Annotated in this window: 17 protein-coding genes and 1 pseudogene; 12 read left to right on the forward strand and 6 right to left on the reverse strand. The window is 52.8% G+C overall.

Features of this window, described 5'->3' with window-relative positions:
• The 6 genes from IGR76_11085 to IGR76_11110 all read left to right on the forward strand — a co-directional run.
• The coding region (locus IGR76_11085) for a transcription-repair coupling factor (protein ID MBF2079036.1) at positions 1-759 on the forward strand (759 nt) is incomplete at its 5' end.
• A gap of 610 nt (positions 760-1,369) precedes the next feature.
• Positions 1,370-3,280 carry a 1-deoxy-D-xylulose-5-phosphate synthase gene (locus IGR76_11090; GenBank protein MBF2079037.1) on the forward strand — a complete coding sequence of 637 codons (1,911 nt, stop codon included), beginning with the start codon at positions 1,370-1,372 and terminating at the stop codon, positions 3,278-3,280.
• A 211-nt stretch (positions 3,281-3,491) separates the two neighbouring features.
• The gene (gene mtnA / locus IGR76_11095) at positions 3,492-4,541 is read left to right on the forward strand and encodes an S-methyl-5-thioribose-1-phosphate isomerase (GenBank protein MBF2079038.1); all 1,050 of its coding nucleotides are present in this window, start codon (positions 3,492-3,494) and stop codon (positions 4,539-4,541) included.
• Between the two features lie 60 nt (positions 4,542-4,601).
• Positions 4,602-5,267 carry a cofactor assembly of complex C subunit B gene (locus IGR76_11100; GenBank protein ID MBF2079039.1) on the forward strand — a complete coding sequence of 222 codons (666 nt, stop codon included), beginning with the start codon at positions 4,602-4,604 and terminating at the stop codon, positions 5,265-5,267.
• Between the two features lie 378 nt (positions 5,268-5,645).
• Positions 5,646-7,550 carry a biosynthetic-type acetolactate synthase large subunit gene (gene ilvB, locus IGR76_11105; GenBank protein ID MBF2079040.1) on the forward strand — a complete coding sequence of 635 codons (1,905 nt, stop codon included), beginning with the start codon at positions 5,646-5,648 and terminating at the stop codon, positions 7,548-7,550.
• Between the two features lie 61 nt (positions 7,551-7,611).
• A complete protein-coding gene (locus IGR76_11110) occupies positions 7,612-7,788 on the forward strand; it encodes a hypothetical protein (GenBank protein ID MBF2079041.1) in 177 nt (58 codons plus the stop codon).
• Between the two features lie 75 nt (positions 7,789-7,863).
• On the opposite strand, the gene IGR76_11115 is transcribed toward IGR76_11110, so the two are convergent.
• The 6 genes from IGR76_11115 to IGR76_11140 form a co-directional block, all read right to left on the reverse strand.
• Positions 7,864-8,637 (reverse strand): MBL fold metallo-hydrolase, encoded by a 774-nt coding sequence (locus IGR76_11115; protein MBF2079042.1) that lies wholly within the window; start codon positions 8,635-8,637, stop codon positions 7,864-7,866.
• 11 nt (positions 8,638-8,648) lie between these two features.
• Positions 8,649-9,242, reverse strand: a complete 594-nt coding sequence (locus IGR76_11120; protein ID MBF2079043.1) for an aminodeoxychorismate/anthranilate synthase component II — start codon at positions 9,240-9,242, stop codon at positions 8,649-8,651.
• A gap of 45 nt (positions 9,243-9,287) precedes the next feature.
• Positions 9,288-9,740, reverse strand: a complete 453-nt coding sequence (locus IGR76_11125; protein ID MBF2079044.1) for a diacylglycerol kinase family protein — start codon at positions 9,738-9,740, stop codon at positions 9,288-9,290.
• Positions 9,741-9,883: 143 nt separating this feature from the next.
• Complete coding sequence (ybeY, locus tag IGR76_11130) at positions 9,884-10,387, reverse strand: rRNA maturation RNase YbeY (GenBank protein MBF2079045.1); 504 nt, start codon at positions 10,385-10,387, stop codon at positions 9,884-9,886.
• Between the two features lie 18 nt (positions 10,388-10,405).
• Positions 10,406-10,597 (reverse strand): DUF3285 domain-containing protein, encoded by a 192-nt coding sequence (locus IGR76_11135; protein MBF2079046.1) that lies wholly within the window; start codon positions 10,595-10,597, stop codon positions 10,406-10,408.
• 78 nt (positions 10,598-10,675) lie between these two features.
• On the reverse strand, positions 10,676-11,692 hold the full coding sequence (locus IGR76_11140) for a sugar transferase (protein ID MBF2079047.1): 1,017 nt from the start codon (positions 11,690-11,692) through the stop codon (positions 10,676-10,678).
• A 247-nt stretch (positions 11,693-11,939) separates the two neighbouring features.
• Between IGR76_11140 and gcvT the strand changes: the two genes are divergently transcribed.
• The 6 genes and pseudogenes from gcvT to ppk2 all read left to right on the forward strand — a co-directional run bounded on the left by gcvT (position 11,940) and on the right by ppk2 (position 20,785).
• Complete coding sequence (gene gcvT, locus IGR76_11145) at positions 11,940-13,082, forward strand: glycine cleavage system aminomethyltransferase GcvT (protein MBF2079048.1); 1,143 nt, start codon at positions 11,940-11,942, stop codon at positions 13,080-13,082.
• Between the two features lie 149 nt (positions 13,083-13,231).
• Positions 13,232-13,624: a glycine cleavage system protein GcvH gene (gcvH, locus tag IGR76_11150; protein ID MBF2079049.1), complete on the forward strand. Its 393-nt coding sequence runs from the start codon at positions 13,232-13,234 to the stop codon at positions 13,622-13,624.
• A gap of 90 nt (positions 13,625-13,714) precedes the next feature.
• Positions 13,715-16,753, forward strand: coding sequence for an aminomethyl-transferring glycine dehydrogenase (gene gcvP / locus IGR76_11155; protein MBF2079050.1), 3,039 nt, complete (start codon positions 13,715-13,717; stop codon positions 16,751-16,753).
• A 465-nt stretch (positions 16,754-17,218) separates the two neighbouring features.
• Positions 17,219-18,913 (forward strand): ATP-binding protein, encoded by a 1,695-nt coding sequence (locus IGR76_11160; protein MBF2079051.1) that lies wholly within the window; start codon positions 17,219-17,221, stop codon positions 18,911-18,913.
• Between the two features lie 15 nt (positions 18,914-18,928).
• Positions 18,929-19,773 (forward strand): annotated as a pseudogene (locus tag IGR76_11165) (GNAT family N-acetyltransferase).
• A 34-nt stretch (positions 19,774-19,807) separates the two neighbouring features.
• Complete coding sequence (ppk2, locus tag IGR76_11170) at positions 19,808-20,785, forward strand: polyphosphate kinase 2 (GenBank protein MBF2079052.1); 978 nt, start codon at positions 19,808-19,810, stop codon at positions 20,783-20,785.
• Positions 20,786-20,825: the final 40 nt, after the last annotated feature.

A 20,825-nucleotide genomic window follows, 5' to 3' on the forward strand; every position in this document is an offset into this window, starting at 1 on the left:
GGTCGGGTCGGTCGTGCCGGAATTCAGGCTCATGCGTGGCTGTTCTACCCCAAACAGAGTCAGCTTTCCGACTCTGCTCGTAAACGTCTACGGGCGATTCAGGAATTCACCCAACTGGGATCGGGTTATCAGCTTGCCGTGCGCGATATGGAGATTCGGGGCGTTGGTAATCTCCTCGGTGCCGAACAGTCGGGACAAATGGACACCGTAGGCTTCAATCTCTATATGGAAATGCTGGATGAGGCGATCGCTGAAATTCGCGGTCAAGAGATTCCCCAAGTCGATGATACCCAGATCGACCTTAACGTTACGGCTTTCATCCCTGCCGACTACATCCCCGATCTGGATCAAAAGATGAGTGCCTACCGTGCCGTTGCCTCGGCTACATCCCGTCAAGAGTTAACCCAAATTGCCGCAGAATGGAGCGATCGCTATGGCGCATTGCCCCCCGCCGCTACCCAGCTCATCCGCGTCATGGAACTGAAGCAAATTGCCAAGAAACTTGGCTTTGCCAGAATCAAGCCCGACGGCAAGCAACACGTGGTTCTAGAAACATCGATGGAGGAACCAGCCTGGAATCTCTTGAAGGAGAATATACCCTCCCATCTTCAAACTCGCTTTGTCTACGCACCCGGTAAGGTTACCGTTCGAGGATTAGGGGTGCTAGGTGCGGATCAGCAGTTGGAAAACTTGATCAGTTGGCTGGAGAAGATGCAGGGGGCGTTGCCTGAACCTGTATTGGCAGGGGGGCGGGAATAGCCAACATTCCGCAGATTTAGAGAAAGGATATATCGGCCTTACGCTGCCAGCAGCCCCGGGCGAGATCAGCCGTCTTCATCCGCCAACCTACGGGGTATTATTCGTGCAGGGGCTCCGCAGGAGAAACTCCATCGGTCGGCGCGGGTGGATTCTACTTCCTCTCCGTATCGGAAGCTAGGGGCTTCCGTGTTCCCTCCTGTTTTTCGGTGATCCTAGCTTTTCGTCACACACATTTAAGAAGATTTATGACATTCGTTCGCGTAGTTGTGTGGCTTGCTTCGATCATCTGAGATCAATGCATTGACAGACCTTGCAAGCTCATTTCACGGCAAAAATTCGAGTAAAAATTGGAGCTTGCCCAACAAAACTGGAACCTGAACAGTAGTGCTCTATACCTAAATGAGCCTTTGTTTCGAGTCACAATACTAACTTTTCCTAAGCGCCTCGTAATTATCCGCAAACTCAGTTACCAGATTGAATTAGAGTGAAAGAATTGGAAACATATCAGGGGAATAAATGATCCACGGCTCACCATTGAGAAAATCCACCCCCGACATGCCTCCAAAGCGTTTAGGATTTTTGTATGAAAGATTAAAAAAGGTAAATTCCTATGCACCTTAGTGAATTGACCCATCCCAATCAACTTCACGGTCTGTCGATCGCTCAGCTTCAGCAAATTGCCCGCCAGATTCGTGAAAAGCATCTGGAAACAGTTGCGGCTACAGGGGGACACCTGGGTCCGGGATTGGGTGTTGTCGAACTAACGTTAGGTTTGTATCAAACACTCGACTTAGATCGGGACAAAGTGATTTGGGATGTGGGTCACCAAGCCTATCCTCACAAGCTCATCACAGGGCGATACAACAACTTCAACACACTGCGCCAAAAGGATGGTGTTGCTGGATATCTCAAGCGGTGCGAAAGCTCCTTCGACCACTTTGGTGCTGGCCATGCCTCCACTAGCATTTCCGCTGCCCTGGGTATGGCGCTTGCCCGTGATCTGCAAGGCGAGAACTATAAAGTCGTCGCCGTTATTGGCGATGGTGCATTGACGGGCGGGATGGCACTAGAAGCCATCAATCACGCGGGGCATTTACCCAAAACCAACCTCATGGTGGTGTTGAACGATAATGAAATGTCGATTTCGCCCAACGTGGGTGCGATTCCCCGCTACCTGAACAGGCTGCGCCTTAGCCCGCCGATGCAGTTTCTGTCGGACAATTTGGAGGAACAATTCAAGCACTTACCGTTTGTAGGGGACTCGCTTTCGCCAGAGATCCACCGCATCAAGGAAGGGATGAAGCGTCTAGCTGTTCCCAAGGTGGGAGCGGTCTTTGAAGAACTCGGTTTCACCTACATTGGCCCCGTCGATGGTCACAACTTGGAAGAACTAATCACCACCTTCCAACAAGCCCATAAAATTCCTGGCCCCGTGCTGGTTCACGTCTCCACGGTCAAAGGCAAAGGCTATGCGATCGCTGAGCAAGACCAAGTGGGATATCACGCGCAGTCGCCGTTTAACCTGGCAACGGGCAAGGCAATTCCAGCGAGTAAGCCTAAGCCCCCAAGCTACTCTAAGGTTTTTGCCCATACCCTGGTCAAGCTGGCTGAGAATAACCCTAAAATTTTGGGAATTACTGCCGCAATGGCAACCGGAACCGGACTGGACAAGCTGCAAGCGAAGCTACCCAAGCAGTATATCGACGTAGGCATTGCCGAACAGCACGCAGTCACCCTGGCGGCGGGTCTTGCCTGTGAAGGGATGCGCCCTGTGGTTGCCATTTATTCCACCTTCCTCCAGCGTGCGTTTGACCAAATTATTCACGATGTTTGTATCCAAAATCTGCCTGTATTTTTCTGTATGGATCGGGCAGGAATTGTGGGTGCAGACGGCCCGACTCACCAGGGTATGTACGATATTGCGTACCTGCGGTGCATTCCCAATATCGTGATCATGGCTCCCAAGGACGAAGCCGAACTCCAGCGCATGATTGTGACGGGCGTAGAATACACCGATGGCCCCATTGCCATGCGCTATCCTCGCGGTAATGGCTACGGTGTGCCGCTGATGGAAGAAGGCTGGGAAGCTCTACCCATTGGTAAAGGTGAAGTCTTGCGCCAAGGCGATGATCTCCTGCTCGTAGGCTATGGCTCCATGGTGAACACTGCTATGCAGGTAGCCGAAATCCTGAGCGAACATGGCATTGAAGCAACGGTGGTGAACGCTCGCTTTGTGAAGCCTCTAGACACTGATTTGATCGTGCCGTTGGCGCGTCAGATTGGGCGAGTGGTGACCCTAGAAGAGGGATGCCTCATGGGTGGTTTTGGTTCAGCGGTAGCGGAAGCTTTACTGGATCATGAGGTGGCGGTTCCGGTGACGCGAATTGGCATTCCCGACAAATTGGTGGATCACGCTACGCCTGACCAGTCCAAGGCGGACTTTGGGTTAACGCCATCCCAAATTGCAGAGCGCTTGTTAGCGTCTTATCCAGCAACGAAGACGGCTGCAAACGTTTCTTAGATCCTGTTAGATCCTGTCCAGTCATTGAGCTAATCGGCTTAAAGCAGTTCCAGTGGGGCGATCGCCTTACTGGAACTTGTTTTTGGTGGCAGTGCTGTAAAGAGTTCGCTGGAAAATGGCTCAATCTAGCCTAGTCTCTCAATTCTTGATTACCGTATAATCAGCCCAACCCAGCCGACCTCAACCCTCGATGGCAAGGAGTACTGCGATTATGGTCGTCAGCGCTGATCCCGTCTATCCCGTCATTTGGCAAGATCCCCATTTACTGATGATTAATCAGGCTCGCCTTCCCCGCGAGTACAGCTACCTTGAGGTGAGTCGCTGTGAAGACGTTATTGAAGCCATCCGCACGTCCATGGTGCGTGGGGAAGCGGCGGGAATTGCAGCGGCCTATGGGCTGTACTTGGGAATGCGCGGCTGTGCAGAGAGTGATCGGGAGGCGTTTCTCTTGAAATTGGAGGCGATCGCCCAAACCTTGAAAACCGCCTGTCCGTCTGTCCTCGATATTTCCTGGGCGGTCGAGGAGATGTTGACCACTGCCCGCGCCGCCAGCGGCAGCACCGACCATCTGAACCGCGTTTTGCTGGATACGGCTAAGGCAATCCACGCTGAAAATTTACAAGCCTGTCAAGCCATTGGTCGCTACGGTCTTCAAGCCTTACCCTCGGAACCTGCCCAGCTTCGACTGCTGACCCATGCCAACGCCGGAGCGCTGTCTTCGGGGGGGTACGGGACAGCGTTGGGCATCGTGCGGGCGACCCATACCGCAGGCCGACTGGCTAAGCTATATATCACCGAAACCCGTCCTCGCTTCCAAGGGGGTCGCCTCAGCGCATGGGAATGTCTGCAAGAAGAGATTGCCGTCACCATCATCGTCGATAGTGCAGCGGCAGCCTGTATGCAGAAAGGCATGATTGATGCGGTGATCGTCGGAGCAGACCTAATTGCGCGCAATGGCGACACCGCCAACCGCATTGGCACCTATAGCCTTGCCGTGCTGGCCAACGCTCACCAGATTCCCTTCTATGTTGCGGCTCCCTCCTTTGTGGTGGACTTCAACCTGGCTAGCGGTGAACAAATTCCTTTAGAAAACCGACCTCCGAGCGATATTTATCAGGTAGAAGACACGCTGGTCTGTCCTCCCAATGCTGCGGTGCTCAATCCCGCGCTTGACGTTACTCCCGCCCATTTGATCACCGCCATTGTCACGGATAAAGGCAGCTTTGTCCCTAGTGATTTGTATCAGTTGCTCGAACACTGAATTCCCTGTTGCCTAACACCTGGTTTAGAGTGAGCATGAGGCTGTTTTGTAAATTTTGCTATGGCACAGGCTGACCGAACTCGAATTCTACGGCTGTTACCCCTGGTCGTTGGGGCGATCGCCGGAACCTTGCTCATGATCAACCGCGTGACCACGCCCCTCTTGACAGACACCCAAGCCCGGTCGGATGCGGTCGGTGTGCTCGTGTGTGCCATCCTGATTCTGACGGGGTTGCTTTGGCAACAGGTACAGCCCCGTCCGCCCGAAGCGGTTACCCTCATCGGCACCGAAGGGTTTGAACTGGCTGACGATTTGCCCGAACCCGTGCAAAAAGAGCTGGCCTGGATGTCCCACACGCTATTGACCAACACCGTGACGCGATCGCTGGTGGTTTGGTATGGCGATCGCGTTCTTCTGCGTCGCGGCATTTTAGGTTCCCAATCCCAAGTTGTGCCAGGAACCATTGTGAAGCGAGTGCTGACCACCCAAAAGCCGGTCTATTTAGTAAACCTTAACCTTTATCCCGGACGTGTTGAGTTTGACTATCTGCCAGAAAACACCCAAGGCGTGATTTGCCAGCCCATCGGCACAGCAGGGGTGATGATTTTGGGGGCTAATGCGCCGCGCAGCTACACTGTCCAGGATGAAAATTGGATTGCGGCGATCGCTGAAAAGTTAGAGGATACCTTGGCCGCAACCCTAACGACCTCCGACATGAAAATCTAGGGACTCGATTCCTTTATCAGGCAGTGAACACTACCCTCAAAAATTAGGTTAAAAAACCTCGCAGATATGCCGCATTCCAGGGAATAATGGTTTAAAGTTTTAGGCAACTTGATTCGTTAACTGTGCGAATATTACAGGGCTAAGATGGGGCGATCGCTCACCCTTGCCCAACGGGTTAGTTTTGACCTCCTTGGGGATCCATCTTTCACGAGTCTTGCTAGCCTATAAGCGTTACCCATCAGTCTTACAACTCATTCCGCTCTACTGTCGTCAGGATCTCATCATCAAATGAAGATTTCCCCTCGACAGGAATGAATTCTCCCACTTAGACTGAAGTATCACCCGATTTAGTACGTTTGGATACAGCATCTAAAACCTATGCAAGAGGCTCCCTCCCTGCGACTCCAAGATAGTCCAGTAGCTCAGGACACGGCTCCATCCCAGGCAGCCTACTCGGTCAGTTCGGCTCCGATGCGTGCAACGGGAGCCTATGCCCTAATTGATAGCTTAAGACGGCACGGCGTGACCCATATCTTTGGTTATCCCGGTGGGGCTATTCTACCGATCTATGACGAACTCTATCGTGCCGAAGCTCAGGGAGGAATTCAGCACATCCTGGTGCGTCATGAACAGGGAGCCTCCCATGCTGCCGATGGCTATGCCCGCGCTACAGGTAAAGTCGGCGTCTGTTTCGGAACCTCTGGTCCTGGGGCGACCAACTTAGTGACCGGGATCGCTACAGCTCAGATGGATTCGATTCCGCTGGTGGTGATTACGGGGCAGGTCGGACGCGCATCCATTGGCACCGATGCCTTCCAAGAAACGGACATTTTTGGCATCACCCTGCCCATCGTGAAGCATTCCTACGTGGTGCGGAATCCTGCGGATATGGCTCGCATCATTGCCGAGGCATTTTATATCGCAAGCACGGGACGTCCTGGCCCGGTGCTGGTCGATGTTCCGAAGGATGTCGGTTTAGAAGAATTTGACTATGTTCCTGTTGAGCCAGGTTCGGTGCGCCTGCCGGGATATCGCCCCACGGTTAAAGGAAATCCTCGACAGTTCAACCAAGCTCTCGCCCTGATTCGTGAGGCCAATCAACCCCTACTGTACGTCGGAGGTGGGGCGATCGCCGCCGGAGCCCATGCGGAGATCAAAGCCCTTGCGGAGTTGTTTAACATTCCGGTGACCACTACCCTCATGGGGAAAGGAGCCTTTGATGAGAATCATGCTCTGGGTTTAGGCATGTTGGGAATGCACGGTACAGCCTATGCCAACTTTGCCGTGACCAATTGCGACCTCTTGATTGCCGTGGGTGCGCGGTTTGACGATCGCGTCACGGGTAAGCTCGATGAGTTTGCCTCCCGGGCCAAGGTCATTCACATTGATATTGATCCGGCTGAAGTGGGCAAAAACCGGATACCCGAAGTGCCCATCGTGGGTGATGTACGTCAGGTGCTGAAGGGACTCCTCCATCGAGAAGCTGAAAGCGGTCATCGTCCTGACCCTGACCAAACTAAAGAGTGGTTAGACCGCATCCAATCCTGGCGTCGGGATTATCCATTAGTTGTGCCGTCTCCGGAGGGAATGCTATCGCCCCAGGAAGTGATTGTAGAAGTAGGTCAACAGGCCCCCGATGCTTTCTACACCACGGATGTAGGACAGCACCAAATGTGGGCAGCGCAGTTCCTCAAGAATGGCCCCCGTCGCTGGATTTCTAGCGCGGGTCTGGGCACGATGGGGTACGGAATGCCTGCTGCCATGGGGGTTAAAGTGGCTTTCCCAGAGGAAGAAGTAATCTGCATCAGCGGCGATGCTAGCTTCCAGATGAACCTGCAAGAGCTGGGAACCCTGGCGCAGTACGGCATTAATGTAAAAACGGTCATCATTAACAACGGCTGGCAGGGCATGGTGCGCCAATGGCAAGAAACCTTCTACGGAGAGCGCTATTCATCCTCCAATATGGAAGTGGGTATGCCTGATTTTGAGCTTTTAGCAAAAGCCTACGGTATCAAAGGCATAGTGGTGAGCGATCGCGCCGAACTGAAGGATGCCGTGGCTACAATGCTTGCTCACAACGGGCCAGTGTTGCTAGATGTTCACGTTCGTCGTAACGAAAACTGTTATCCGATGGTGGCACCGGGCAAGAGCAATGCCCAAATGATTGGACTCCCCAATCCGCCTGAGGCAAATCCAAATTCTGAGCTGATCACGTGCTATAGCTGTGGTAGCGAAACCCGCTCTAGCCATCGCTTCTGCCCGGAGTGTGGTGCTAAGCTTTAGGAGGTGGGTCTGATTTGGGCGATCGCCCACCCCCATTGAACGCAAGTACGGAGGAAGATTCATGCTGGATATGCAGATCATCAAAGAGAAAGTTCGAGTCGTGGAAAGCAAACGAGAATCCTTGCTGAAGCTTCTGGAACAACCCGATCTCGGCACCCTCCGGATTGACGTAAACCAAGCGCTGGAAGAATTGGATGATCTCCTCGATGAGTTCAAGCGCACATTTCCAGACGAATAGAGGTCAATACTATCGATTAGAAAAAGCGCCGTACAGGATACGGTGCTTCTTTTCGTTTCAGACGACAGAATCCGACTAAAAGGGATATCCCACGACTTCGATTTTTCTGCCCGTTTCGGGCAAATCGCTTCTAGAAAGGGTAATACTTCCGGTACTTTGGCGCACAGGCGTTCCCTCCATCAACGTCAAAAACTCGTCTAATGCGTTGATATCACAAGTCTCAACATCTGCAGCCTCTGTCAGATACTGAGTCGGAATGACAATCCGAGGATTCAGCGTATTAATGGCGCTCACTGCTTCAGATGCCGTATACGCTTTCGGGCCACCCCCAACGGGAATCAGCACAACGTCAGGCCGTCCCAACAAGATTTGCTGCTCAATCGTAACCGGCTCAGCCGCACCGCCCATGTGCAAAATAATGAGCCCTCCTTGATTCCAACGCCACATGACGTTTTTACCGAAGCGGCGTCCTCCCTCACGATCGTGGTTAGACTCGATGCCCTCCACCTTCATGCCCGTGAATTCATAGATTCCTGGCTCTGATAAGACGCGAGGATTACCGGGTAATCCTTCAACCACCCCTTCATCTAAAAGCCGACTGCTAATCATCACCAAATCCGCTTCCCCTTGGGGCGCAGAATACCCTGCTGTACACCCCACCGGACGAAATGGATTCACCAAGATCCGACGACCGCTACCGGAAAACCGAAAGCATGTGTGTCCTAAGGATTGGATGGTCACGGTGTCAGAAGCCTGAGCTTGGGCAGCGTGCCAACGGGATGTCAGACCCGCCCCCAGGACGGATAAAAAACTCGCCCCTGCGTACCGAAAAAGTTGTCGTCGTTTCATCGCCTTAACTGCTAATTGCTAATATCCGCCAAGAAGTTACTCAACAACGGTTTACCAACGGTTGTCAAGATGCTCTCTGGATGAAACTGGACGCCTTGAATGTGAGGATAGTTCCGATGGCGTACGCCCATAATGGTTCCATCCTCCACCCAAGCGGTGATTTCCAGTTCCTTGGGGAAGTTCTCGCGATCAATCACTAGGCTATGATACCGGGTTGCGGGGAACGGATTCTCTAAACCTGAAAAAACGCCAACGCCCCTATGGTGAATAGGGGAAACCTTACCGTGCATCAGTTCTGGCGCAAACGTAATCGTGCCACCAAACACCTGACCAATGCCCTGATGCCCCAGACAGACTCCCAAGATGGGGGTAGTTGCTCCCATATCTTCAATAATGGCTTGAGAAACTCCCGCATCTTCGGGGCGTCCAGGGCCTGGCGATATGACAATCCCGTCTGGCTGGAGATCCCGAACCTCGGCGACCGAAATTTTGTCGTTGCGAATTACGGTTAACTCTTGAGCCGTCGGGAAATCCGCCGCTAGTTCCCCAAAATACTGCACAAGGTTGTAGGTAAAACTGTCGTAATTATCGATAACTAACAGCATGGATGATTTTTCATCTGCTCACCCTCAGGGAGCCTAAGTAAACACTTAGAACCACTCTAGCAGGTGAGCGATTAACGGGGGCAATAGGAGGGAACCTGCAACTAGAACGGACGCTAAGGCTGAAATTAAAACAGCTCCTGCAGCACAGTCCTTCGCAATCTTTGCCAGTTCGTGATAGGTCTGCTCCACCGTGAGATCGACGACGGATTCCAACGCGGTGTTGAGGAGTTCCATCGTTAGAACCGCACCAATGGTTAGCCCAACAATGGCAACTTCAACTCTAGAGAGCTGCAAAATAAAGCTGAGGGCGATCGCTACGCTACCGACAACCACATGAATTCGAAAGTTACGCTGCGTTCGAAAGGCATACGCTAACCCAGCCCAGGCATACTGGAAGCTGACAAATAGGTTACTCGCAACCTGCCACGATAAATCACGGCTATGTTTCGAGATACTGGATACGGATTTGGGTTTCTCGGTGGAGAGTTGTCGTGCCATGAAGGTGCCCCTTTCACATTGGAACTAGGGATTTTGATGTGTGCCCTATACACAGCCCAGGAAACAGCTACAGGAGATTTATAGCGCAAGACCAAGTTAAGTTACTGTATCCTACCGCCTAATCCCGATAAAATTAACGTCCTTCACAGATTCATCATTGAAGGCAAACCGACCTGAGCCAAGAGTTCATCTTGTTTTTGTAGCATGTGCTCAAGATGGATTTCGTCAGGATGATCCCAGCCGAGGACATGCAGTAATCCGTGGGTGGCCAACCAGGCCAACTCCTGATCTCGCGAACAGCCATGTTCCGTAGCTTGCCGAACAGCGGTATCCACCGAAATCACCACATCTCCCAAGTACAGCGGCAAGCTTTGCCAAATCGGATCGGTTAAAGCGTCAACCCCATCCAACTCTGCAAAGGCTAAAACATCGGTTGGGCGATCGATGTGCCGATACTGAGTGTTTAAATCTTGAATCTCAGCGTCATTCGTTAGTCTCAAGCTTAATTCATACTCATTAATGGGCGACAAGGCTGGCTGCAAAAACGCAATCCACGTTTGAAACCAGTGTTCCCAAGGTAGGGCGATCGCCACCGCCTCTGGATTTAATTCTGACCAGATATCTTGAACCGCAACCTCAATGTTCATAGGGTCGGAATTGCCCCATTAGCGGGTGAGGTAAGCCAAGCCGACAAGGAGCGCTAGGAGTCCTACGCTCGTGAGTCCAAAGTGTACGAGAGATTGCCGCCCTTTTTTAACCATGTTCCGCATGGCGAGGCGCACATAGCTGGGTGTAGGTTCTGCCGAGGTCGATTCAGCCGTTTCTGGGCTAGAGGATAGTTGTGAGGGATCAGACATGAACACGAGTGCGATCGCACCCCCTGAAACGATTAAACGTAGTCTAGGCTAGCAAAAAACTCAACCCAACGTTAGGTGCTACATTGCCCCAGATTTTTTATTGAGCAGGACTAAGACCGTTTTCACGATGAGTTTGAGATCGTAGGTCAGACTCCAATTTTCCTGATATTTCAAGTCTAATCGAATCACATCCTCAAAGCTTTTCACGGTTGAACGGCCATTGACCTGCCATTCCCCCGTCATTCCCGGTTTTACATCCAGCCGTTGCCATTGCGGAACCTCGTACTTTTCAATCTCATCTGGTGTGGGCGGACGGGTTCCCACTAAGCTCATATCACCCTTCAGCACATTCCAAAATTGCGGAAGCTCATCCAAACTGGTGCGGCGTAGAAAGCGGCCAACTCGCGTAATGCGGGGGTCATTGGCGTTTTTGAACAGGGGGCCTTCCACTTCATTCTGAACGGTGTGCTTTAAGGATTCCGCATTGGTGACCATGGAGCGGAATTTCCACATTTTGAATCGGCGTCCCATCCAGGAACAGCGGGTTTGTCCGAAGAAGATTGGCCCTGGATTGTCGAGGTAGATGGCGATCGCAATCGGAACCGAAAGCACGGCGGTAATACCTAGTCCAACTAAAGCTCCAACAATGTCTATCGCCCGCTTGGTTCGCGATCGCACCGATGGATGGGTCGCAGGGGGCTGATCCCGTCCGGCTAGCAAGGGAGGCTTACGCCCATCCAGGTTGTCCGGCGTCAACGGGTGGGACGACTCCACCGTAAACACCTTATCCAAGTCCGTCATGGAGAGCGCCATCATGACTTGGGAACTCACATTTTTCAGGCTCAGCTCAATATCACACGCTCTCGCCGCTTTAAGGGCGTTCACAAGTGCGCCAATACCACTACTATCAATAAACGTAGTGTGACCAAAATCGAGCACGATCCGCTTCAGGTGGTGTTCTTGGCATATCGTCTGGAATGACTGCTTAAAGGCGATCGCCTCATTCACCGTAAATAAGGCAGGCAGTACGACCGAGCCAACGTGGTCGTCATTGACATTTAATCGGTAATCTGTCATTGCTGGATCGGGAATCATGACCTAATGCCGTAAGATAAACGGGACGATGGTATGTTAGATGCTCCCTTGTAGAAATACCCATGGTAGTCACGAGGGAAATAAAAAGGCTCGCCGTCATTCAGTGCTCACCATGCTAGGGATACATCTATGTTTAACAACGCAGAAATGCTCAACGTTTCCGCATTTAACTTGCTGACAGGGGATATCAATGCCACGATGTCATAGCCGCTTAATTCATACTGTTTCAAATAGGAACTAGCTACCTGTGAACCACTCAAGATCCGAGGAACCACTGTTAGATACGTTGATAACGTTTCAAACTCCACTTTATCAACTTCACCGCGAACATCAAGCCCGCCTCATTGAGTTTGGCGGCTGGGAAATGCCAGTTCAGTATACTGGGATCACCCAGGAGCATCAGGCTGTAAGGCAGGCTGTAGGCGTGTTTGACATCTCTCACATGGGTAAGTTTGAGCTCCTCGGTGAAGATTTAGTGAAGATCCTGCAGAGATTTGTGCCGTCTGATTTAAGCAAGCTTCATGCTGGTGACGCACTATACACGGTTTTGCTGAATGACACTGCGGGAATTATTGATGATTTGATCATCTATCACCACGGGATGGCCGAGGGGAATCGGGAGCGCATCTCCTTGATTGTGAATGCAGCCACGACCGAAAAGGATAAAACGTGGCTCGCGGCTCACCTTGATCTAGGCCGAATTGAGTTTCGGGATCATTCTCGCGACTACGTGTTGGTGGCTATCCAGGGGCCGCAGGCTGTGGCTACCCTTCAGGCTTACGTCCCGATCGATTTGCAATCGGTTAAACGCTACAAGCATGCCGAGTCCACCATCATGGGCGCACCTGCTTTTCTGGCCCGTACCGGATACACGGGGGAAGACGGATTTGAAGTGATGCTTCCCAACGGTGTGGGGCAAGACTTTTGGCGATCGCTTCTCGACTCCGGGGTAGAACCCTGTGGATTAGGCGCACGGGATACGCTGCGGTTAGAAGCCGCAATGGCACTCTACGGCCAAGATATTGACGAAACGACGACTCCCCTAGAGGCCGGACTGGGGTGGCTGGTTCACCTGGATCGGACGGGCGATTTTATCGGGCGAGCGGTGCTTGAGCAACAGAAGCAGAATAGCGTGCAGCGGCGGTTAGTTGGACTCAAGATGGAAGGACGGGCGATCGCCCGCCACGGCTATCCCATCATGATCGATGGAGAACCTGTCGGGGTCGTGACGAGTGGTAGCGTATCTCCTACCCTAGGGTATCCCATTGCCCTAGCCTATGTGCCGACCGCCTATGCCAAGCCTGGTCAAGAGGTAGAGGTTGCCATTCGCGGTAAAACCTATCCTGCAACCGTCGTGAAGCGTCCTTTCTATAAAAGTCCACACTGGTAACGGCTGAGGACTCGCGACCATTTTTCGGCGTTTGACATCCCAGAAAATTGTTGCGTAATTTACGAAGGTGCGTTGTGCTCTAGGTTTTTGCGGTAATTTTGTACCGATAGCCGTTAATTATCCTCTGTGTTGTAGGACTTGTAAGACGTATGGCGCTGGAATATCCCGATGATTTGAGATACACCGATACCCACGAGTATGCTCGGTTCGACGGTGAAATTGCGACGGTTGGTATTACTGCGTTTGCAGTGGATCAACTCGGCGATATTGTGTTTCTAGAACTTCCCGATGTGGGAAGTGCCCTGGAACAAGGGGAAACCTTTGGCACCATTGAATCGGTAAAAGCGGTTGAAGATCTGCACGCACCTGTATCGGGAACGGTGATTGATCGCAATGAAGCGCTCCTGGATACCCCTGAACAAATTGCAGATGATCCCTATGGTGATGCATGGCTATTAAAGGTACGGGTTGATGATCCGGACGAAGCGGACGAATCGACCCTTTCCGCAGAGGAGTATCGTACTCAAGTGGAGGGTGACTAGATCAACCTGGGGCGATCGCCAGTGCGGAAGTCCTGAAGATGTTGCAAAATAGTCAAAAGTTAACGTTTTGTAGCACACCCAGGACTGCCCATGCCTTCCCATTGTTCTGATTTTGCCCACGTTCCATCTGAGCATGATGCACCGGAGCTATCGGTCACATCAGAGTTGAGGGGATTGGATTATAGTTCCGCTAACCATCCGACGAGCGCTAAAGCCGATTTAGATGTTCTGCAAGCGTGGAGTCTGGAGAACCAGCAACACGCCTCCGTGGAGTTCAGCCAGCGGCACATTGGCCCGACGGACGCAGAACTCGACCAAATGCTGAAGGTTTTGGGCTATGCCGCCTTGGATGATCTGACTGATGATGCCGTTCCAGCCGGGATTCGGCTAGGGCAATCGCTCCAACTTGATTCAGCACGAACAGAAGTAGAGGCACTTTCAGAGTTAAAGGCGATCGCTCGTCAAAACCAGGTGTTCCGATCCTTTATCGGCATGGGCTACGCCAACTGCATCACTCCGGGGGTGATTCAGCGCAATATTCTGGAAAATCCAGGTTGGTACACTCAATACACCCCGTATCAGCCGGAAATTGCCCAGGGTCGCCTAGAAGCCTTGTTGAACTTCCAAACGATGGTTAGCGATCTGACCGGATTGGAGATTGCTAATGCCTCGCTCCTGGATGAAGGAACAGCGGCGGCAGAGGCGATGGCGATGAGCTATGGGTTAAGCAAAACGAAGGCGACCGCTTTTTGGGTATCGTGCCACTGCCACCCCCAAACCATTGAAGTTCTGCAAACTCGCGCCGAGCCTCTGGGAATCGCGATGATTGTGGGCGATCACCAATCTTTTGATCCCGATCAGCTTGAACAGCCGATTTTTGGGGCACTGGTGCAGTATCCCGCTACCAATGGCGCAATTTTCGACTACAGTGCCTTTGTCCAACAGATTCACGACCTGGGGGGACTCGTCACCGTAGCGGCGGATCTCCTGAGCTTGACCCTGCTGAAACCGCCCGCTGAGTTTGGAGCAGATATCGCCATCGGCAACACCCAGCGCTTCGGGGTGCCCCTGGGATACGGTGGCCCCCATGCCGCCTACTTCGCTACAAAGGAAGCCTTCAAACGGCAAATTCCGGGTCGTTTAGTCGGCGTGTCTAAAGATGCGGAGGGTCAACCCGCCTTGCGCCTAGCCTTGCAAACCCGTGAACAGCACATTCGCCGCGATCGCGCCACGAGCAACATTTGTACAGCGCAGGTTCTCCTCGCCATTATTGCCAGTATGTATGCCGTGTATCATGGCTCAGCCGGGTTGAAAGCGATCGCCACCCGGATTCATCAACGCACTCTACTTCTGGCAGCAGGGTTGGAGGGACTGGGGTATGCCCTAGGACAGAACCCTGTGTTTGATACGGTGACTGTCGAAGTCGGAGATCAGCAAGCGGAGATTTTAGAACGGGCGATCGCGCAACGGATTAACCTTCGTCCGTTGGGCACTCAAAGCATCGGCATTTCCCTGGATGAAACCACGACTCTGGACGATGTGGTGGATCTGCTCACCATCTTTGCCAACGGGCGATCGCTCCCGGCATTGCCAACCCCAAATCAGATCGAAACCCATGCGTTGGCGATCGCGCAAAGTAACCTCCAGCGTCAGTCAGAGTACTTAACCCATCCGGTCTTCAACACCTATCACTCTGAAACTGAGCTGCTGCGCTATATCTATCGCCTCCAGGTGAAGGATCTCTCCCTGGCAACTGCCATGATTCCCCTAGGATCTTGCACGATGAAGCTCAACGCCACGGCGGAAATGATCCCGATTACCTGGCCAGAATTTTCCCAGATCCATCCCTTTGCCCCAGTCGAGCAAGCCCAGGGATACCGAACCCTATTTCGCCAGTTGGAAACCTGGCTGGCGGAGATTACCGGATTTGCCGGAATTTCCCTCCAGCCTAATGCTGGATCCCAAGGAGAATATGCCGGACTGTTGGTGATTCGTGCCTATCACCACCATCGCGGCGAGGGCGATCGCAACGTGTGTCTGATCCCCGAATCGGCCCACGGGACGAATCCAGCCAGTGCCGTGATGGCGGGGATGAAGGTGGTAGCGATCGCCTGCGATCACGATGGCAATATTGACATTGCAGACCTGCGGGCGAAGGCGGAAAAACACCGGGAACACCTCGCCGCCCTGATGGTGACCTATCCTTCGACCCACGGGGTATTTGAGGCCGGGATTCGGGAAATCTGCGACATTGTTCATGCCAATGGTGGTCAGGTCTACATGGACGGAGCCAACATGAACGCCCAGGTGGGGCTATGTCGTCCCGGTGATTTTGGCGCAGATGTCTGCCACCTGAACCTGCACAAAACCTTCTGCATTCCCCACGGTGGTGGCGGCCCAGGCGTTGGCCCCATTGGGGTTGCAGCTCATCTTGTCCCATTTTTGCCGGGACATTCTGTGATTCCCATTGGCGGGAACGCGGCCATTGGGGCGGTTTCCGCCGCACCCTGGGGCAGCAGCAGCATTTTGCCGATTTCCTGGATGTATATCCGGATGATGGGGGCTGCCGGACTGACCAAAGCGACCCAAGCCGCCATTCTCAACGCCAACTACATCGCTAAGCGGTTAGAGGATCATTACCCGATTCTCTACACCGGACAGAACGGGCTGGTGGCGCACGAGTGCATCATTGACCTGCGCCAGTTCAAGAAATCCGTAGGCATTGAGGCAGAGGACGTAGCGAAACGACTGATCGACTATGGCTTCCATCCCCCGACGATGTCCTGGCCGGTGGCAGGGACGATCATGGTGGAACCAACGGAAAGTGAGTCGCTGGCGGAACTGGATCGATTCTGTGAGGCGATGATCGCCATTCGGGAAGAAATTCGCCAGATTGAAACGGGCGAGGTTGATCCGAAAAATAATCTCCTGAAAAACGCTCCCCATACGGCAGCCTGCCTCACTCAGGAAACTTGGGATCGCCCCTACAGCCGAACGCAAGCCGTTTATCCAACCCAATGGACACGGGATAGTAAGTTTTGGCCTGCGGTGGCGCGGGTAGACAATGCCTATGGCGATCGCAACCTCGTCTGCTCTTGCTTACCGATGGATGCCTATGCTCAGGATTAATCCCCAGGAGAGGAATCGCTGAAGGGCATCGTCCCCCAACGATTCCCTTCTTCAAGGAATCGTTATGGTCAATTGCGATGGCGAAGTGAATCAGATTTCAAGAATATTGATACACTGATACCACTACGCACTCAGCGTCGCACCTATGGGGGCTGAACATACGTTCGCCCCTTTAATCGTAAGGCTTTCAGAAATGGCGTGCTCTAGATGTAGCGTCTCTCAGAATCTATTGATGGAATAGGGCGAATGATAAAAGCGTCATGCTCGTCCATCAAGGGGTTAGGGCTTGTTTTGAGGGTTCAGGTTGGAGGGAACGATGCGTTGCGCTATCCGGGATCTCAGCTTCTTCCTCCATTCCTTTGGCAAGCAGTTGTGCCGTTGAGGGTAGGCTGGGTTAACATTTGTACTATGTGTCTGCATCTCGTCGCGGAACCCACTGTTGCGACTGTTACAAGGAATTAGGATATGGGATTGTCCGTCGCGTCTGGAAATCCAGCTATTGGCACCGTTAAAGGCCCTGGTGAAAACGGCAACCAGTATGTGTTCATTACCGCCAACAACCAATCAGTGAAGATTGGCGAATTTGCCTACTACGAGGTGGGGCGATCGCTCCCCCGGCAAAAGCCCGAAACCATCCGCATCCTCGGCAAAATCTCGGCACGTCGCCTGATTGATCACTTGCCCGATCGCATCTTTGCCGATACCGAAATCAGCCCAGAGGCGATCGCCGCCCTCGTCGGATTTGCCCATCCCAACCCGGAAATCTTTGAAGTGACGGTGGATGTAATCGGCTACTTTCACGAATCCCTGGGCTTCATGAATCCGCGCATCTCTCCCGATCCGGGGGCAAAGGTCTACCTTGCCGATGATGCCTATCTGCAACGGGTGGTCAACAAAAAGCAGCCCAAGGACATCGGCTCTGCCCACATCGGTTCCCTGCTGCTGCGCGATTTAGATGCGGTTCCCGTGGCTCTAGATGTGAAGGAATTGGTCAGTACCCACATGGCAATTCTGGCAGGAACCGGATCGGGAAAGTCCTACACGGCAGGTGTGCTGGTCGAAGAATTGCTGTCTCCCTATAACCGAGCTGCCGTGCTGATTTTCGATCCCCACGGGGAGTACAGCACCCTGTCCGACATGCGGGGACACTCTGCGTTTACGGCTCGTGACGGCTATGCACCGCAGGTCAAAATCCTCACGCCCGACGATATTCGCATCCGGATTTCGTCCCTGGACTACTACGACATTCTCACGCTGCTGCCGGACATGAGCGATCGCCAACAGTCGATCCTCAATAAAGCCTTTAGCATTCTCAAACGCCATCGGGCTGGGGAATATCGCTGGGGGGTGAATGACCTGATTGCAGCGGTGCGGGAGGCCGATACCACCCAGGACGACGAGGGTAACGAGAGGCTAGGGAGTTCGGCTCCGGCCTTGGAATGGAAGCTGGATCGATTAGCGCGATCGCCCTACTTCCACACAATGGAACACCTGGCACCCAAAGATCTGTTTGCGCCCGGTCAGGTGACGGTGCTGCAAATGAACGAAATCAGCCAGGAAGAACAGCAGGTAATCTGTGCGGCGGTGCTGCGGCAAACGAACCAAGCCCGCATGAACACCCAGAAAGAGTACAACACTCCCGACGACGAAAATTTCCTACCCTATCCCGTTTTCATTCTCCTCGAAGAAGCCCACCGCTTTGCCCCGGCTCATGAACCCTCGCGTTGCAAAATGATTCTGCGAACGATCTTGAGCGAGGGACGCAAATTTGGTCTGGGGGTCGGCTTGATTACCCAGCGACCGGGCAAGCTGGATTCGGACGTACTTTCTCAGTGCATGAGTCAGTTCATCATGCGGATTGTGAACCCGGTGGATCAGGAAAGCCTGAAGTATGGCGTGGAATCTGCCGGACGGGATTTGCTGAAGGAACTGCCCTCGCTCACTAAAGGTCAGGTAATTATCTCTGGTGCGTGTGTGAATACTCCGGTGCTCTGCCAGGTGCGAAAACGCCATACGGTTCACGGCGGCGAAACTCTGGATGCTCCGGCGATGTGGCAAGACTATTTCCAAAAGCACCACGTCCAGGCACGGGCGATCGCTGAAGCACCGATGGTGGGGCGGAAGGCTCCGAAAACGGTGCGAGGGGTGAGTATTGAGTGATGGGGTGAAGAGGTGATGAAGGATTATCGGGTTCGGGCTATGGTGCGGTCGGAGGTGGATCTGGCGGCGGAGTGGGCGGCGCAGGAGGGTTGGAATCCGGGTTTCCACGATGCGGATTGTTTTTGGTAGGCCGATCCCCAGGGGGTTTGGATGGGAGAACGGGAGGGGGAGGCGATCGCCAGTATCTCGGCGGTTCGGTATGGTGAAACCTTTGGATTTGTTGGATTTTACATCGTGGAGCCGGAGTACCGGGGGCAGGGCTATGGCTTCCAGCTTTGGCAGGCGGCACTGGCGTCTTTGCAGGGGCGAACCGTTGGGCTAGATGGTGTTGTGGCTCAACAGGAGAACTACCGAACGTCGGGGTTTGAGTTGGCGCATCGGAATATCCGCTTTCGGGGAATCGGGGGGGTGAAAGTCCTGATAGTCCTGAAATCGTGGCTCTTTCCGAGATTCCTTTTGACCTTGTTGAATCCTACGATCGCCTCTATTTTCCTGAACATCGAACTTCGTTTTTGCAGGGCTGGCTCACTCAAACGGGGCATATAGCGCTGGGAGTTTGGGATGGGGAAACGCTGAGGGGATACGGAGTTGTTCGTCCCTGTCACTCTGGATACAAAATTGGGCCATTGTTTGCCGAAGATAGGGCGATCGCGGAACAGGTGTTTCTCGCGTTAAAGGCCAAGGTTCCAGAAAACGAGCCTGTCTTCTTGGATATTCCTGAACCGAATGCCGCAGGATTGGCGATCGCCTCCAAATACAACATGACGGCAGAATTTGAGACCGCCCGGATGTACATTGGGTCTGCCCCGGATTTGCCGCTTAAGACTATCTTTGGAATTACAACCTTTGAGCTTGGGTAGCCTTGTAAGTATCCGCCTACCCCCAAGCCCTAAAATGAGTGACAAACACAAGAATGGATACAACGGAAATGGCGATACGGAAACCCTGAGTTTGGCGATCGCCCCAGCGGATACGGACACTAAAAAGAAGAAAGACAAGAAAAAGTCGAAGAAAAAGAAGTCAAATAAGGCTGAAAACTCGGTTCCAAAAGTTGTTCACTATCTCTCTGAAGCTGAGGGCAGTTCTAAACTGTCCACAAAGTTCTACGAAAAAGAACTGGGTCGGCTTCAGCTCGAACTGGTGAAAATGCAATATTGGGTTAAACATATAGGAACCCGAATTGTGATTATCTTTGAAGGTCGTGATGCGGCGGGTAAAGGGGGCACCATCAAGCGCATCACCGATCCCTTAAATCCCCGTGGTTGTCGAGTTGTGGCGTTAGGAACACCGAGCGATCGCGAAAAAACGGAATGGTATTTTCAGCGCTATGTAGCTCATCTGCCCTCGGCGGGAGAGATCGTCTGCTTCGACCGCAGTTGGTATAATCGGGCAGGAGTCGAGCATGTGATGGGGTTTTGTACACCGGATCAGCATCAAGAATTTCTGCAAACCTGTCCAGAATTTGAACGGATGCTCGTTCGTTCCGGCATTATTTTGCTGAAATACTGGTTCTCGGTTAGCGATGAGGAACAAGAGAGACGGTTTCAATCGCGTATCACCGATCCGGCTCGGCGTTGGAAACTAAGCCCGATGGATTTAGAATCGCGCGATCGCTGGGTGGCATACTCCCAGGCCAAAGACCTCATGTTTGCTCACACCAACATCCCCGAAGCTCCTTGGTTTACGGTGGAAGCGGACGATAAAAAACGCGCCCGCCTCAACTGCATCAGCCATATCCTGAGCAAGATTCCTTATGTAGATATGACGCCTGAACCGTTGGAACTCTCTCCTCGCAAGAGTGCGCCCCATAGCTATGTGCGTCCACCGATTAACGAACAGTTCTTTGTACCTCAGATCGGCTTTGTTGCATGATTAGAAAAACGGTCAGGTTCGCCTTGAGAGTGTCCTGGTA

Origin of the sequence: Synechococcales cyanobacterium T60_A2020_003, from assembly GCA_015272205.1 — a bacterium.
Taxonomy (GTDB): domain Bacteria; phylum Cyanobacteriota; class Cyanobacteriia; order RECH01; family RECH01; genus JACYMB01.